The 15,789-nt window shown below is 33.9% G+C and carries 17 protein-coding genes; 10 read left to right on the top strand and 7 right to left on the bottom strand.

The features are described 5' to 3' along the window. Positions 1–5: 5 nt before the first annotated feature. A complete protein-coding gene (locus L3X39_RS02660) occupies positions 6–596 on the bottom strand; it encodes a riboflavin synthase (protein ID WP_237230063.1) in 591 nt (196 codons plus the stop codon). 195 nt (positions 597–791) lie between these two features. On the opposite strand from L3X39_RS02660, the gene pdxA reads away from it, so the two are divergent. The 9 genes from pdxA (at position 792) to L3X39_RS02615 (ending at position 8,273) form a co-directional block, all read left to right on the top strand. Continuing rightward, positions 792–1,841 (top strand): 4-hydroxythreonine-4-phosphate dehydrogenase PdxA, encoded by a 1,050-nt coding sequence (pdxA, locus tag L3X39_RS02655; RefSeq protein ID WP_237230061.1) that lies wholly within the window; start codon positions 792–794, stop codon positions 1,839–1,841. A 93-nt stretch (positions 1,842–1,934) separates the two neighbouring features. Next, positions 1,935–2,474, top strand: a complete 540-nt coding sequence (locus tag L3X39_RS02650; RefSeq protein WP_237230059.1) for a YceD family protein — start codon at positions 1,935–1,937, stop codon at positions 2,472–2,474. Between the two features lie 9 nt (positions 2,475–2,483). Further along, a complete protein-coding gene (gene rpmF / locus L3X39_RS02645; RefSeq protein WP_109352001.1) occupies positions 2,484–2,687 on the top strand; it encodes a 50S ribosomal protein L32 in 204 nt (67 codons plus the stop codon). A 180-nt stretch (positions 2,688–2,867) separates the two neighbouring features. Further along, a complete protein-coding gene (locus L3X39_RS02640; protein WP_237230057.1) occupies positions 2,868–3,869 on the top strand; it encodes a beta-ketoacyl-ACP synthase III in 1,002 nt (333 codons plus the stop codon). A 22-nt stretch (positions 3,870–3,891) separates the two neighbouring features. Next, positions 3,892–4,377: an acetyl-CoA carboxylase biotin carboxyl carrier protein gene (gene accB / locus L3X39_RS02635; protein WP_237230056.1), complete on the top strand. Its 486-nt coding sequence runs from the start codon at positions 3,892–3,894 to the stop codon at positions 4,375–4,377. Between the two features lie 75 nt (positions 4,378–4,452). After that, positions 4,453–5,805, top strand: a complete 1,353-nt coding sequence (accC, locus tag L3X39_RS02630) for an acetyl-CoA carboxylase biotin carboxylase subunit (protein WP_237230054.1) — start codon at positions 4,453–4,455, stop codon at positions 5,803–5,805. Between the two features lie 198 nt (positions 5,806–6,003). Beyond that, on the top strand, positions 6,004–7,119 hold the full coding sequence (locus L3X39_RS02625) for an NAD(P)/FAD-dependent oxidoreductase (RefSeq protein WP_237230053.1): 1,116 nt from the start codon (positions 6,004–6,006) through the stop codon (positions 7,117–7,119). Positions 7,120–7,123: 4 nt separating this feature from the next. After that, a complete protein-coding gene (gene mtgA, locus L3X39_RS02620) occupies positions 7,124–7,834 on the top strand; it encodes a monofunctional biosynthetic peptidoglycan transglycosylase (RefSeq protein WP_237230050.1) in 711 nt (236 codons plus the stop codon). Continuing rightward, positions 7,812–8,273 carry a GreA/GreB family elongation factor gene (locus tag L3X39_RS02615; RefSeq protein ID WP_237230048.1) on the top strand — a complete coding sequence of 154 codons (462 nt, stop codon included), beginning with the start codon at positions 7,812–7,814 and terminating at the stop codon, positions 8,271–8,273. Before mtgA ends, L3X39_RS02615 begins: the two co-directional genes overlap by 23 nt. Here L3X39_RS02615 and L3X39_RS02610 read toward each other — a convergent pair. The 6 genes from L3X39_RS02610 to L3X39_RS02585 all read right to left on the bottom strand — a co-directional run bounded on the left by L3X39_RS02610 (position 8,268) and on the right by L3X39_RS02585 (position 14,848). After that, complete coding sequence (locus L3X39_RS02610) at positions 8,268–9,188, bottom strand: ABC transporter ATP-binding protein (RefSeq protein ID WP_237230038.1); 921 nt, start codon at positions 9,186–9,188, stop codon at positions 8,268–8,270. The genes L3X39_RS02615 and L3X39_RS02610 overlap by 6 nt on opposite strands. 67 nt (positions 9,189–9,255) lie before the next feature. Then, positions 9,256–11,412, bottom strand: a complete 2,157-nt coding sequence (locus L3X39_RS02605) for a prolyl oligopeptidase family serine peptidase (RefSeq protein ID WP_237230028.1) — start codon at positions 11,410–11,412, stop codon at positions 9,256–9,258. Positions 11,413–11,499: 87 nt separating this feature from the next. After that, positions 11,500–12,489, bottom strand: coding sequence for an aspartate-semialdehyde dehydrogenase (locus tag L3X39_RS02600; protein WP_237230018.1), 990 nt, complete (start codon positions 12,487–12,489; stop codon positions 11,500–11,502). Between the two features lie 135 nt (positions 12,490–12,624). Beyond that, complete coding sequence (mscL, locus tag L3X39_RS02595; RefSeq protein WP_237230016.1) at positions 12,625–13,026, bottom strand: large-conductance mechanosensitive channel protein MscL; 402 nt, start codon at positions 13,024–13,026, stop codon at positions 12,625–12,627. 72 nt (positions 13,027–13,098) lie between these two features. Then, on the bottom strand, positions 13,099–14,205 hold the full coding sequence (gene alr / locus L3X39_RS02590; protein WP_237230014.1) for an alanine racemase: 1,107 nt from the start codon (positions 14,203–14,205) through the stop codon (positions 13,099–13,101). Next, positions 14,198–14,848, bottom strand: a complete 651-nt coding sequence (locus tag L3X39_RS02585) for a thymidine kinase (protein WP_237230012.1) — start codon at positions 14,846–14,848, stop codon at positions 14,198–14,200. Before L3X39_RS02585 ends, alr begins: the two co-directional genes overlap by 8 nt. Positions 14,849–14,954: 106 nt before the next feature. Between L3X39_RS02585 and L3X39_RS02580 the strand changes: the two genes are divergently transcribed. Then, positions 14,955–15,698 (top strand): DUF8457 domain-containing protein, encoded by a 744-nt coding sequence (locus L3X39_RS02580; RefSeq protein WP_237230010.1) that lies wholly within the window; start codon positions 14,955–14,957, stop codon positions 15,696–15,698. Positions 15,699–15,789 lie beyond the last annotated feature (91 nt).

The following is a 15,789-nucleotide window of genomic DNA, read 5'->3' as shown; positions in this document are numbered from 1 at the left end:
TTAAACTATTCTTTTAATTCTAGAAGTCTAGCCACATATTTTCCTAAAACATCAAATTCTAAATTTACTGTAGTACCAATTTTAAAGGTGTTAAAGTTTGTATGCTTATAAGTGTATGGTATAATAGCAACACTAAAGGTGTCTTTTTTCGAATTAACTACGGTTAAGCTAGTACCGTTTACAGTAATTGATCCTTTTTCTATTGTAATGTTATTAAGTGAAGCATCATAACTAAAAGAAAACACCCAACTGCCGTTTACTTCCTCTATATTAGTACACGTTGCTGTTTGGTCTACATGTCCTTGAACAATATGACCATCTAGTCTATCTCCAAGCTTCATGGCGCGTTCAAGATTTACTTGGTCGTTAACTTTTAGGGTATTTATATTCGTCTTTTCCAAAGTTTCTTTAATGGCAGTCACGGTATATTGGTCATTATTAATAGCAACCACAGTTAAGCAAACGCCGTTATGAGCAACGCTTTGGTCGATTTTTAATTCTGAAGAAATGTTGCTTTTAATTGAAATATGAAGGTTATCAAACTCTTTTCTTAAATCGCTAACAGTACCTATATCTTCAATAATTCCAGTAAACATATTATTATCTGTTTATTTAGTTAAATTTGCAACATCAAAAGTACAGGATTTTTTTAATTTAAAAATTTGTAAAAACTAAATGAAAAAAATCCTGTACTAACAAAGAGGTTACTGAAGTAAAACAAAATTTTGCATTTTTTGAGCCAAAATTTCTGTTTTTACAGAAGAAAATTACAAACAATAGTTGTTAATTTAATGAAGCAGACAGAAAATATAATAGTAGGAATTTCAATTGGAGATTTAAACGGTATTGGAGGGGAAATTGTTTTGAAGACATTTGAAGATTCAAGGATGCTAGAGTTTTGTACACCTGTAATTTTCGCTTCGTCAAAAACAATGAATTTTTTCAAGACGCATTTCAACTCTGAAATCAATTTTCATGTTGTAAATAAAGCAGACCAAATAGCCGAGGGTAAAGTTAATGTGCTTAATTGTTGGAACGAACCAGTAATTATTGATTTTGGGAAAGAGGATATAAAAATAGGAGCCTACGCCATTAAATCGCTGCAAGCGGCAACCAATACTTTAAAGCAAAATCAAATAGATGTTTTAGTAACAGCGCCCATTAATAAGCATAATATACAGTCTAAAGATTTTAACTTTCCAGGACATACGGATTATTTAGCGCAAGAGTTGGAAGGTGAAAGCCTCATGTTTATGATAACAGACACCTTAAGAGTGGGTTTACTAACCGACCATGTTCCTGTTAAAGATGTGGCAAATCATATAACAGCAGAATTAATAGAGAAGAAAATCAATACGGTTTATGAATCGTTAAAAAAAGACTTTAGAATTCAGAAACCAAAAATTGCAGTTCTAGGAATCAACCCTCATACGGGCGATAACGGTGTTATCGGAACAGAAGATGACGAGGTATTAAGGCCAACACTTCAAAAAATAAAAGAAAAAGGGAAATTAGTATTTGGCCCCTATGCTGCTGATAGTTTTTTTGGCTCAAATAATTACAAAAATTTTGATGCCATTATTGCTTCCTACCACGATCAAGGATTAATACCTTTTAAAACATTGTCGTTTGGACAAGGCGTTAATTTCACCGCTGGTTTAAATAAAGTACGAACATCACCAGATCATGGTACCGCCTATGAAATAGCAGGGAAAGGAGTGGCCGATGAAAATTCATTTAAAGAAGCTGTTTTTAGCGCTATCCAAATATTTAAAAACAGATTTGATTACGAGCAACTTACATCAAATCCTTTAAAAAAGCATCAAAAAAATAAAGCCTAAGACCTTGTTCAGGATATAAACAAAAAATTGTTTATAAGTAATGTGGAGTTAATAAAAATTTATATATTTGCAGGCTCAAAATAGAAGCGGAAAATGAAGCCATTGAAAGAATTTACAATTCCATTCGTTGGATTAAAGGTAGGGAAGCATCATTTTGAGTATAAAATTAAGCAAGCGTTCTTTGAACATTTTGAGTATGAAGATTTTAATGATGTTGACATAAATATAGATGTTGCATTTGAAAAAAAGACAACATTATTAGAGTTACACTTTAAAATTTTTGGATGGGTGAATGTGAATTGCGATTTAACAAATGAGCCCTATAATCAAACTGTAGAAAACGAGTTTGATTTAGTAGTGAAATTTGGAGACGAGTTTAATGATGAATACGAAGATATTCTTATTATTCCTCACGGTACCTACGAAATAAATATACAGCAGTATATATATGAGTTAACAATACTGGGAGTTCCAATTAAGAGGGTTCATCCAGGTGTTGAAGATGGCACCTTAGATTCAGACATACTTAAAAAGCTAGAAGAATTAAGCCCAAAGCTTAAAGAAAATAAAGAACAAGAAGAGGAAATTGATCCTCGTTGGAATACATTAAAGAAATTATTAACGGATAAATAAACATATAAAATGGCACATCCTAAAAGAAAAATCTCTAAAACTAGAAGAGATAAAAGAAGAACTCACTACAAAGCAACTGCGCCACAGATTGCTACATGTCCAACAACAGGTGAAGCTCATTTATATCACAGAGCTCACTGGCATGAAGGAAAACTATATTATAGAGGTCAAGTATTAATTGACAATTCTGAAGAAATAGAAAATGTTGCATAAACAATTATGCATGCACTGTTAAAACGCTCTATTATGGGCGTTTTTTTTATGAAATGTTTTTTCTAAAAAACAAAAACACGTAATTTGCATGATATTAAGTCAAAATTCATTAATTTTCATGAAATTTTGATTGTTTTTGCCCAATTTTAATGATTTTTTGGTCGAATTAACTATAAAGGTATGAGTAAAATCTCAGCGGCGATTACAGCTGTAGGCGCATATGTGCCAGAATATGTATTAACTAATCAGATTCTTGAAACGATGGTTGATACTAATGACGAATGGATTACTACTAGGACAGGAATTAAAGAGCGCCGAATTCTGAAAGATGAAGGGAAAGGCACTTCATATTTAGCAATTAAAGCCGCACAAGACCTTATAAATAAGAAAGGTTTAGATCCCAAAGAAATAGAACTTGTAATTGTTGCAACTGCAACACCAGACATGAAAGCCGCTTCAACAGCATCTTTTACTGCTTCTGGAATAGGAGCGACCAATGCTTTCTCGTTTGATTTAGATGCTGCTTGTTCAAGTTTTTTATATGGAATGTCTGTTGCCTCAAGTTATATTGAAACAGGCAGATATAAAAAAGTTTTACTTATTGGAGCTGATAAAATGTCTTCGCTTATCAATTATAAAGATAGAGCTACTTGTATAATTTTCGGAGATGGAGCAGGAGCTGTTTTATTTGAACCAAATGAAGAAAATCTAGGTTATCAAAATGAATACCTGAGAAGCGACGGAACAGGTAGAGAGTTTTTGCAAGCCACATATGGCGGTTCTTCATTCCCATTAACCCATGAAGTATTGGATGAAGGTGGCCACTATGCATTTCAAGAAGGAAAAACAGTTTTTAAAAATGCGGTATTTAATATGGCAGATGCCACGGTTAAAATATTAGAGCGCAATAATCTTACAAATAAAGACGTGAATTGGTTGGTTGCACATCAAGCAAACAAACGTATTATTGATGCTACTGCACAACGTATAAACTTAGAGGAAGATAAGGTAATGATGAATATTCATAAATATGGAAATACAACTTCGGCAACCTTACCACTACTTTTAAATGATTACGAATCACAACTTAAAAAAGGAGATAATTTAATATTCGCTGCTTTTGGAGGCGGATTTAATTGGGGAGCCATTTATTTAAAATGGGCATATAATTCAGTAAACTAACCACTAACTAATTAGCAAAATTATGGACATAAAAGAAATTCAAAACTTAATCAAATTTGTAGCCAAATCAGGGGCAAGCGAGGTTAAATTAGAAATGGATGATATTAAAATCACTATTAAAACAGGCTCAGATCCCGAAAATACGGCGGTTCAATACGCACCTATTCCGGCTCAAATACCACAAGCAGTAGCTCCTCCTGTAGAGGCAAAACCAGCAGCTACAGAGACACCCGCACCAGCTTCTTCTTCTGCTACAGATAATTCGAAGTATATTACAATAAAATCACCAATTATAGGTACCTTTTATAGAAAACCATCTCCAGATAAGCCTTTATTTGTTGAGGTAGGTCAAACGATATCTGAAGGTGATGTGCTTTGTATTATTGAAGCCATGAAACTATTCAATGAAATAGAATCTGAAGTTTCTGGGAAAATTGTGAAGATATTAGTTGATGACTCTTCTCCTGTAGAATTTGATCAACCATTATTTTTAGTAGACCCGTCATAACCAATTTTAAAATTCCAAAAAACAAATCCCAATTTGTTGGAATTTGGAATTTGAGATTTTAAATATTTTAAAGTTATGTTTAAAAAAATATTGATAGCCAATAGAGGAGAAATAGCACTTCGTGTTATTAGAACCTGTAAAGAAATGGGTATTAAAACAGTTGCAGTTTATTCAACCGTTGATGCCGAAAGTTTACATGTGAAGTTTGCTGACGAAGCCGTTTGTATTGGGCCTCCACCAAGTAAAGATTCGTATTTAAAAATGTCAAATATTATAGCAGCTGCTGAAATTACTAATGCAGATGCTATTCATCCTGGATATGGATTCTTATCCGAAAATGCTAAATTTTCAAAAATTTGTGAGGAACACGGGATAAAATTTATCGGGGCTTCTCCAGAAATGATTGATAGAATGGGCGACAAAGCCAACGCAAAAGCAACTATGAAGGCTGCAGGCGTACCTTGTGTACCTGGAAGTGATGGCGTTATCACATCTTTTGAAGAATGCGAAAAAATAGCTAAAACCACGGGTTATCCAGTAATGCTTAAAGCATCTGCTGGCGGTGGTGGAAAAGGAATGCGTGCCGTTTGGAAACCTGAAAAATTAAAAGATGCTTGGGATTCTGCAAGACAAGAAAGTAAAGCGGCTTTTGGGAACGACGATATGTATATGGAAAAACTTATTGAAGAACCAAGACATATTGAAATTCAAGTGGTTGGTGATTCTCGCGGTAAAGCCTGTCATTTAAGTGAAAGAGATTGCTCTATTCAACGTCGCCATCAAAAATTAACGGAAGAAACACCTTCTCCATTTATGACCGATAAACTTCGCGAGAACATGGGGAAAGCGGCTGTAAAGGCTGCAGAATATATAAAGTATGAAGGCGCAGGAACCATTGAGTTTTTAGTAGATAAGCATCGTAATTTCTACTTTATGGAAATGAATACCCGTATACAAGTAGAACACCCAATAACCGAACAGGTAATCGATTTTGATTTAATTCGTGAGCAAATCTTAGTAGCAGCAGGTGTGCCAATTTCCGGAAAAAATTACACGCCAAAACTACATTCGATAGAGTGTCGTATCAATGCCGAAGACCCATATAATGGTTTTCGTCCATCACCAGGTGTTATAACTACGTTACACGCACCAGGAGGTCATGGTGTGCGTTTAGATACCCATGTATATGCTGGTTACGCAATTCCGCCTAACTACGACTCTATGATTGCCAAGTTGATTACAACAGCTCAAACAAGAGAAGAGGCCATTAATAAAATGAAGCGTGCGTTAGACGAGTTTGTTATCGAAGGTATAAAAACAACAATTCCTTTTCATAGGCAGCTTATGGATCATCCAGATTATATAGCAGGTAATTATACCACCAAGTTTATGGAAGACTTTGTAATTGAAAAGCAAAGAGAAGATTAAAATAAAAGCTCCGAAAGATATTTTCGGAGTTTTTTTATGGTGTTCCTTTTGTTTTTCTTAGTTAAAAAAACTAAAATCAGGCTATCCGTTATATCTTTTTTATTCAGAATAAAAAAGGATGTCGCTTCTATCCTTAACACGGCAACCAAGCCACAATTTCCTTATTTTTACAAGCACCTAACCAACAACTAAACATAAATGAACCTTTCATATTGGGAAATAAAATCATGGCTAACTAACATCGATTTTACCATAGTAGGCAGCGGTATAGTTGGGTTAAATTGTGCTTTACAGTTAAAAAAAGCTTTTCCAAAAGCCAATGTTTTAGTCTTGGAAAAAGGTATGTTACCGCAGGGAGCAAGTACCAAAAATGCCGGTTTTGCTTGTTTTGGAAGCCTCAGCGAAATTTTAGATGACCTAAAAACACATTCAGAAAATGACGTTATTCAACTTGTGAAAAAGCGTTTTGATGGGTTAAAATTGTTAAGAAAAAACCTCGGAGACAAGAACATAAGATATCAACAAAATGGAGGTTTTGAGTTATTTTCAATAAAGGACAAATCACTTTTTGAAAGTTGTATAGAGCAACAGGAGCATATAAATAAAATGCTTAAACCCATATTTAAAGACCATACATTTTCCCTTAAAAAGAATTTATTTAAATTTAATAATATTCAAGAAAGCTATATTTTCAATCAGTTCGAAGGTCAGATAGATACTGGTAAAATGATGGAAGCATTACTACAAAAGGTGCAATTAAGTGGGATAAAAATTTTAAATAATATAAGTGTTGAAAGCTTTTTAGAGGGTGTTGACTCGGTAAAAATTAAGACTAACCATTTAGAATTCTCTACCTCAAAATTATTTGTTGCTACTAATGGTTTTGCGTCATCATTATTAAACGAACCAGTAAAACCAGCAAGAGCGCAGGTTTTAATTACAAAACCTATTAAAAACTTGCATATAAAAGGCACGTTTCATTTGGATAGAGGCTATAACTATTTTAGAAATATTGATGATCGAATTTTACTTGGCGGTGGAAGAAATTTAGATTTTGAAGGTGAAGAAACAACAGAGTTATCTCAAACCAAAATCATTCAAACCCACTTAGAAAACCTATTAAAAACAACTATTTTACCTAACAATGACTTCGAAATTGAGCATCGTTGGAGTGGTATAATGGGTATAGGAAATCAGAAAAAAGCCATTGTAAAACAACTTTCAAACCACGTGTTTTGTGGTGTTCGTTTGGGAGGAATGGGGATTGCAATTGGCAGTTTAGTAGGTAAAGAACTTGCTGAATTAATAGAATAATTTAATGAAAAGAATATTAAGGTTTTTATTTAAAAGTGTTATTTGGTTTTTTGCAATTTCAATAGCTCTCGTTGTTTTGTTTAAATGGATTCCGGTACCTGTAACCCCATTAATGATTATAAGATATTTTGAGGAAGGAAGTTCTAAAACTTTAAAACATGATTGGGTTTCTTTAGATGAAATTTCCAAAAACTTACAGCTAGCGGTTATTTGTAGTGAAGATCAAAATTTTTTAAAACATAACGGATTTGATTATAAAGCTATTGAAAAAGCATATGCAGATAACAAAAGGGGAAAACGAATAAGAGGTGCAAGTACCATAAGCCAACAAACAGCAAAAAATGTTTTTTTATGGCCACAGCGCAGTTGGTTTAGAAAAGGCTTAGAATCGTATTTTACGTTTTTAATAGAATTAATTTGGAGCAAAGAGCGCATTATGGAAGTATACCTTAATAGCATCGAAATGGGCAACGGCATTTATGGTGCTGAAGCCGCATCAAAACACTGGTTTAAAAAAGCAGCTTCAAAATTATCAAAAGAGGAAGCCTCTTCTATAGCCGCAATACTTCCAAATCCATTAAAATATCGTGCAAATCCTGCATCAGCTTATATCCAAAGTAGAAAAAGTTGGATAGTCAGTCAAATGTATTTTTTCGGGCCATTAAACTATGATAAAAAAGAAATGTTAGCGGATGGAAAAAAACGTAAAAATTAAGCAATGGCTTTATAATGCGTGTATGGCTTTTATTGATGGCAGGTTGCAAACAGTTCAAAACACCATCAATGAAATTCACGAATCATTACTTTCAGAAACTAAAAGTAGTGCTGGTGATAAGCACGAAACAGGCAGAGCCATGTTACAATTGGAACGCGAAAAGGCTGGGAATCAGCTCGCGGAAATTAAAAAAACAAAGGAGCTACTATCTAAAATAGATACCATTAAAGAGTCAAAAATCGTACGCTTGGGAAGTGTGGTTTATACATCAAAATCTAATTATTATATAGCGATTAGCGCTGGAGAATTAGAAGTTGAAAATCAAAAATTTTATGCAATTTCTCCAAACACTCCTATTGGGTTATTATTAATAGGAAAAAAGGTGAACGATGAGGTGAATTTTAGAGGAGAGTCTTTTAGAATAGAACAACTTCTATAATTTATTGGTTTCTACAGAAAGAAAGACACTAGCGCCGTTTTCAACTTTTAAATGATGCTCAAAAAATACTTTATTACCACTCAAATCAGCTTCTATTAAATAATAATTTCCTCTAAAGTAGCTTTGAATTACTTTTACTTTCAGTTTTGATTTTTCGACAACTTTCAATTGATGAGCGTAAATGATGCTGCCTTCAATCTCATTAAACTCGCCAAAGAACGAAGCGATTAAAGGAGTTTTAGGGTTTTTAAACAGGTTTTCAGGAGAATCGTTAACTAAAATTTTATGATTGTTTAAAACAATCATGTTATCAGCAAACCCTAGAACGTCTTCTTTATCATGAGTGGCGACTATACACGTTATTTTTTTGTTTTTTAAATATTTAAAAACACTCCGTCTCAAACTCTGTTTTTTAAAATTATCAATATGACTAAAGGGCTCGTCCAATAAAATAATTTCAGGCTGTTTAGCCAAAGCACGAGCTAAAGCTACGCGTTGCTTTTGTCCACCACTTAGTGTTTTAACCTTAGTTTTTGCAAAATCTGTTAGCTCTACAACTTCCAATAATTCTTGAGTACGTCGGTGCTTTTCTTCAGGATAGAACCGAGAGAGAAACTTTCCTATGTTTTCCTCAACCGTAATAAATGGCATTAAATCAAATTCTTGCGCAACGTATTTTATAAAATCGTAGCCAACAACTAAATTGAATTTAGGTCCTTGAACTTCCGTTTCTTTCCAAAAAATACTTCCTGCATTCAAATCAAACTCACCATACAAGAGTTTTAATAGCGTACTTTTTCCAGACCCGCTTTCTCCAATAATAGCAAGATTTTCACCTATATCAGCTTTAAAAGAAACGTCTTTTAAGACATCTGTTTTAATATAAGAAAAAGTTAAGTTTTCTACTTTAAGCATCGCAACTATAATAACATAAAAAAATCTGCTAATTTTAAGCAGATTTTTTACAGCTTGTATAAGCTATTTATCCTTTGATTTTTTCATTTGTTTTACTCGGTAACACTTCAAATCCCATATTATACAAAGTAAAACCAAAAATATCCGCATATTGTTCAATAGTTTTACTTACAGGCGTTCCTGCCCCATGGCCGGCATCAGTTTCAATCCTAATTAAAGTGGGGTTGTCTCCACTTTGTTTACTTTGCAATTCCGCAGCAAACTTAAAGCTATGCGCTGGAACTACTCGGTCATCATGGTCTCCTGTGGTTACTAAAGTTGCTGGATATTCAACTCCAGATTTCACATTGTGTACAGGGGAATAACCTTTTAAATATTCGAACATTTCTTTGTTGTCTTCAGCGGTTCCATAATCATAAGCCCAACCAGCACCAGCTGTAAATGTGTGATAACGTAGCATATCTAAAACGCCTACAGCAGGTAAAGCTACTTTAGCTAAATCTGGGCGTTGAGTCATAACAGCGCCAACTAACAAGCCTCCGTTAGAGCCTCCTCTAATGGCTAAATAATCTGATGAGGTATAGTTGTTTTCAATCAGGTATTCGCCAGCAGCAATAAAATCATCAAACACATTTTGCTTTTGCATTTTTGTCCCTGCTTTATGCCATGCCTTACCATATTCTCCACCACCACGAAGGTTTGGCACCGCTAAAATACCTCCTTGCTCCATCCATACAGCGTTTGTAATGCTAAAGGAAGGAGTTAAACTTATATTGAAACCGCCGTAACCATATAGAATAGTTGGGTTTTTACCATTTAATTCAAGCCCCTTTTTATGTGTAATCATCATAGGAACTTTTGTTCCGTCCTTCGATGTATAGAACACTTGATTGCTTTCATAATCATCGCTATTAAATTCAATCGATGGTTTCCAGTATATTTCAGATTTTCCAGAGTCTACATCAAGTTTATAAATGCTAGAAGGTGTATTGTAGTTTGTAAAATAGAAATAATCTGTTTTCTCTTCTTTTTTACATCCAAAACCACTGGCTGTTCCTAAACCAGGAAGCTCTATATCTCTTACAAAAGAACCATCGTAATTATATTGCTTAACTTTTGAAATAGCATCCACCATATAATGTGCAAAGAAATAACCGCCACCTGTAGAAGGTGTTAAAACCTGATTGGTTTCAGGAATAACATCTACCCAATGTTCTGGTGTTGGGGTAGAGGCATCAACCGAAACCACCTTTTTGTTAGGCGCGTTTAAATTGGTTACTAGAAACAGCTTGCTTCCATCGTTTTCAAGGATATAGGTGTCACTGTCGGTATGATCTAAAATGGTAACTAATGGACTGTTAGGAAGAGAAAGATCTTTTATATAAAGTTTGTTTCCCGAAGTGGAAACACGTGGAGTAATGATTAAATAATTATCATCTTCGGTAACCGAACCATAAATGTACCGGTGTTTTTCTTTCGGCGTTCCTCCAAAAATTAATTTATCTTCTTTCTGAGAGGTTCCAAGTTTATGATAGTAAACTTTATGTTGGTCTGTTTTGGCTGAAAGCTCACTACCTTTTGGTTTATCGTAGCTTGAGTAATAAAACCCTTCGTTTTTATACCATGATATTTGAGAAAACTTAATATCTACGAGTGTATCCTCAATAATTTCTTTGGTTTCAGCATTCATAACTAACACTTTTCTCCAGTCGCTTCCGCCTTCAGAAATTGAATATGCCAAAGTTTTACCGTCTTTAGAAAAATTCATACCACCTAATGAAATAGTACCATCATCAGAAAAGGTATTAGGGTCTAAAAACACTTCAGCCTCTTCATTACCTTTTTTACGGTAATAAACGTTTTGATTTTGTAATCCGTCATTTTTAGAAAAATAGGTGTAATCGCCTTCAACAAAAGGAGCACCTACTTTTTCGTAATTCCATAAACTAGATAAACGTTCTTTTAACTCCTCTCGAAAAGGGATTTTATCTAAATAGCCAAATGTTGCTTTGTTTTGAGATTTAACCCATGCTTCGGTTTCTTTACTACGATCGTCTTCTAACCAACGAAAAGGGTCTTTTACTTCAACGTCAAAATAAGTGTCTACACTATCTACAATTTTAGTTTGAGGATAACTCACAGCAATTCTATTTGATTTTTTTGGCTCTTCTTTGCAGGCCGTTAGTATAATTAGGCTCGATAAACTGATTATTAATTTTTTCATGAATGATGAATTTCAAGTTTTCATCAAAAATAAACAAAAAACTCCTGTATTTGCACACAGGAGTTTTATTATGAACTACAGATTAAATTACACTAACTTATTTTCAATCAAGTATTCAGCAATTTGGATAGTATTGGTGGCAGCGCCTTTACGTAAATTATCAGCAACAATCCACATATTTAATGTGTTTGGTTGCGATTCATCTCTTCTAATTCTTCCAACAAAAACCTCGTCTTTATCATGCGCATAAATTGGCATAGGGTAGGTGTTTGTGTCTGTATTATCTTGAACCACTACACCTGGAGTTTGACTCAATAGTTTTCGAACGTCTGCTAAATCAAAATCATTTTCAAACTCCACATTTACAGATTCAGAATGACCCCCTGAAGTAGGAATTCTAACGGCTGTTGCAGATACCGAAAACGTACGGTCGTTCATTATTTTTTGTGGCTCTCTTGCCAGTTTCATTTCTTCCTTGGTGTATCCGTTTTCTTCAAAAACATCACAATGAGGTAATGCATTTCGGCCTATAGGATAAGGGTAAGCCATTTCACCTTGTACACCTGCAATTTCATTTTCTAATTGGCGAACAGCTTTTACACCTGTACCGGAAACCGATTGATAAGTTGAAACTACAACCCGTTTCATTTTATATTTTTTATGAAGCGGATTTAAAGCCATTACCAATTGAATGGTAGAGCAATTAGGGTTCGCTATAATTTTATCTTCTTTAGTTAGTTCGGATGCATTTATTTCAGGAACCACTAACTTTTTGGTTGGATCCATTCTCCAAGCCGAAGAATTATCAACCACAGTAGTACCAGCTTCAGCAAATTTTGGAGCCCACTCTAGCGAAGTTCCACCTCCTGCAGAAAATAAGGCAATATCTGGACGCATTGAAACCGCAGTTTCTAATCCAACTACCTTAAAATCTTGTCCTTTATATGTAATGGTTTTCCCTATAGATCTTTCTGAAGCGACGGGAATTAATTCTGTAACCGGAAAATTTCGTTCTTCCAACACTTTTAGCATCACTTCGCCAACCATCCCAGTGGCACCAACTACAGCTACTTTCATAGTATATTATTTATAAAAATTTGATGGGACAAAACTACTTATTAATTCTATTTTAAAACTAAAAAAAGCCTTCATTTTTTTGAAACAAAGGCTTTTTAACAACAAATAACACAAAGTTATTTATTTAACACAAAGTTATTTTTTCAACAAATCTCGAATTTCGGCTAGTAAATCCTCTTGCGATGGTCCTTTTGGAGCTTCAGGAGCTGGCTCTTCTTTCTTTTTCATACTGTTAACACCTTTTATAACCATAAACATTACAAAAGCAACAATAATAAAGTCGATAACATTCGTTAAAAAGTCACCCCACATTAAAGCTACTTCACCTACGGTTTCACCAGCATCGTTTAATGTACCTTCTGTTAAAATCAATTTTTGGTCTTTAAAGTCTGATTTGAATATTAATCCAATTAATGGAGAAACAATTCCACCAGTAAACGAACTTACCACCTTATTAAAAGCAGCACCCATTACAAAAGCAACAGCAATGTCGACAAGATTGCCTTTCATTGCAAATTCTTTAAACTCTTTAAGCATAATTTTAAAAATTTTAGTTAGTGATGCACTAAAATACTAAAAATGTTAAAAGTTTAACATTTCTTCTAGCATTTATTTAATAAAAACACGCTTAACACGTTGAGAAATTGAGGTAATAAGTTCGTAGGAAATAGTTTTTGTAGCCTCTGCTAGGGTTTCGGCCGTATTATTTTGGTCGAAAACAATAACTTCATCTCCTTCCTTACAATCAATGTTTGTAATGTTTACCATAATCATATCCATACAAACATTGCCAACTATTGGTGCTTTTTGCCCATTAATAGTTACAAAGCCTTTGCCGTTTCCATATTGTCTACCTATACCATCTGCATGACCAATAGGTAAGGTGGCGGTTTTTAAAAAATCATCACTCTTAAAAGCACGATTGTAACCTACCGACTCGCCTTTTTCAATGAGATGAATTTGAGAAATAATAGTTTTTAAAGTAGCTATAGGCTTAAAGTTTTCATTTTCTTTCTCAGAATTTCCAAAACCATACAACCCAATACCACTTCTTACCATATCAAAATGTGCACCGGGGTAATTTAAGATACCTGAAGTATTGCAAATATGAGTCATGGGTTTGTAACCAATAGCATCAATAAACTTACTAGATATCGATTTAAAATTTTCAATCTGATTTTCGGTAAATTCTTTTTCATTTAAATCTTCACTAGCAGCTAAATGAGAAAATATAGATTTTACTTTTACAGATTGGGTTAATTTTAGTTTTGAAACCACATATTCAACATCATTTTCCCAAAAACCAAGTCGGTTTAAACCGGTATTGAATTTGATATGTATTGGGTAATCTGTTTGTTTTTCTTCAACAGCTATTTTAATAAACTCATTTAAAACTTTTGCATTATATAAACTTGGTTCTAAACAATGCTCAATCAACTTTTTAAAGTTTGCCGCTTGCGGATGTAAAACTAAGATGGGCTTAGAAATACCAGCATTTCTTAGCTCAACGCCTTCATTTACATAGGCAACTGCGAAATAATCAACATTAAAATCTTGAAGATACTGTGCAATTTTACAGGCGTCACTACCATAACCAAAAGCTTTTACAACAGCTAAGAATTTAGAGTTGCTTTGTAATTTTGATTTTAAATATGTGAAATTATGTTTAAGTGCTTTTAAATCAATTTCCAGCGTAGTCTCTTGTGCTTTAGGCATTGGCATCTTTGGGTTTTGTTGAAGGCACTTCTTGAGGGTCGGTAACCCTCATATTTCTTACTTTATCACGCATCATAGCTTTGTAATAAGCTGCCCTACTTAAAGGCTCGTACTCGTCAACCTCACCTAAGAGTACCAAATTATCACTTTTCGCTTTTCGGTAACTGTATTGTGCTAAATTTCCTGTTCTGGTACAAACAGCATGTACTTTCGTAACATATTCTGCCGTTGCCATAAGATTTGGCATGGGTCCAAAAGGATTTCCTTTAAAATCCATATCCAACCCAGCAACTATAACTCGAACTCCTTTATTTGCCAAATCATTGCAAACTCTTACAATTTCATCATCAAAAAACTGAGCCTCATCTATACCTACAACGTCGCAGCCATCGGCTAGAATAGGAATGTTGGCAGCTGCAGGAACAGGTGTAGAGCGAATTTCATTAGCATCATGAGATACGACCATATCTTCGTTATAACGAACATCAATAGCAGGTTTAAAAATCTCAACTTTTTGCCTTGCAAATTGAGCACGTTTTAATCTGCGAATTAATTCTTCGGTTTTTCCAGAAAACATGGAGCCACAGATAACTTCAATCCATCCAAATTGTTCTTTATGATTTACTGTATTTTCAAGAAACATTTCGTAAATTTAACACTAAAACGAAGGAAATTTTCGTTTCTATAAAGGTGGCGTAAATTTACTAAAAATCAAAAGCCTAAATAGTAATAATTAAAAAAATTAAGTAATGAAGAAGAAGATAGAATCTGAACTCATCAGTATAGCCCATAGAATTCTTAAACTCAAGGGAAAAGAAGACGTACTTAAAATGCATGCGGAAGTATCTGCATTGTATGAAAAACTATCTGTTTTAAAATTTGCTCATGAAAATTTTGGAGAAGACCTGCCCACTATTGGCAACGATTCGTCATTTTTTGGGATGTTAGACGAAGCTTTTAATAATAAAATAAGTGATTCCATTGAAGTTGAAGATAAAATTTATATCAACCTAGACGACGTTGAAGAAGATGATATTATGGAGCCTGTAATGAACAAAATTAAAGATATGGTATCGTATATGCCGGAAAAAACGGAAGAAATCGATACTGTTTTTGAAGAAGCTATTCCTCAAAAAAAATACCATAAAAATGATTTTGACGATATTACCGCAGGGTTTGCTGAAACCCCTATTTTTGAACCAGTTTCTAAAGCTAAAAACGGAGTTTCAAATAAGCCAACCTCGTTAAACGACAAAATAAAAGCAAGTGGTCTTAATATAGGATTGAATGACAAAATCGCTTTTATAAAGCATCTGTTTAATGGGAATAATGATGACTATAATAGAGTTATTTCTCAGCTGAATACCTTGGAATCTTACCAAGACGCAGAACGATTTATTGAAAATATTGTAAAACCAGATTATAATAATTGGATTGGAAAAGAAGAGTTTGAAGAGCGTTTTCTAGAAATTATAGAAGCAAAGTTTAATTGAGAAAGGTTTCCTCGGTTATATCGAGGATTCCCTTGAACTTGTCATTCTCGCAATGTTGAGAATCTAAAAGCAACTAGAAATATTTTTCAGC

It is taken from the genome of Flaviramulus multivorans, from assembly GCF_021728415.1.
GTDB lineage: Bacteria > Bacteroidota > Bacteroidia > Flavobacteriales > Flavobacteriaceae > Sabulilitoribacter > Sabulilitoribacter multivorans.
Note: the sequence above shows the minus strand (reverse complement) of the source record. Positions and strands in the feature narration are given on the sequence as shown.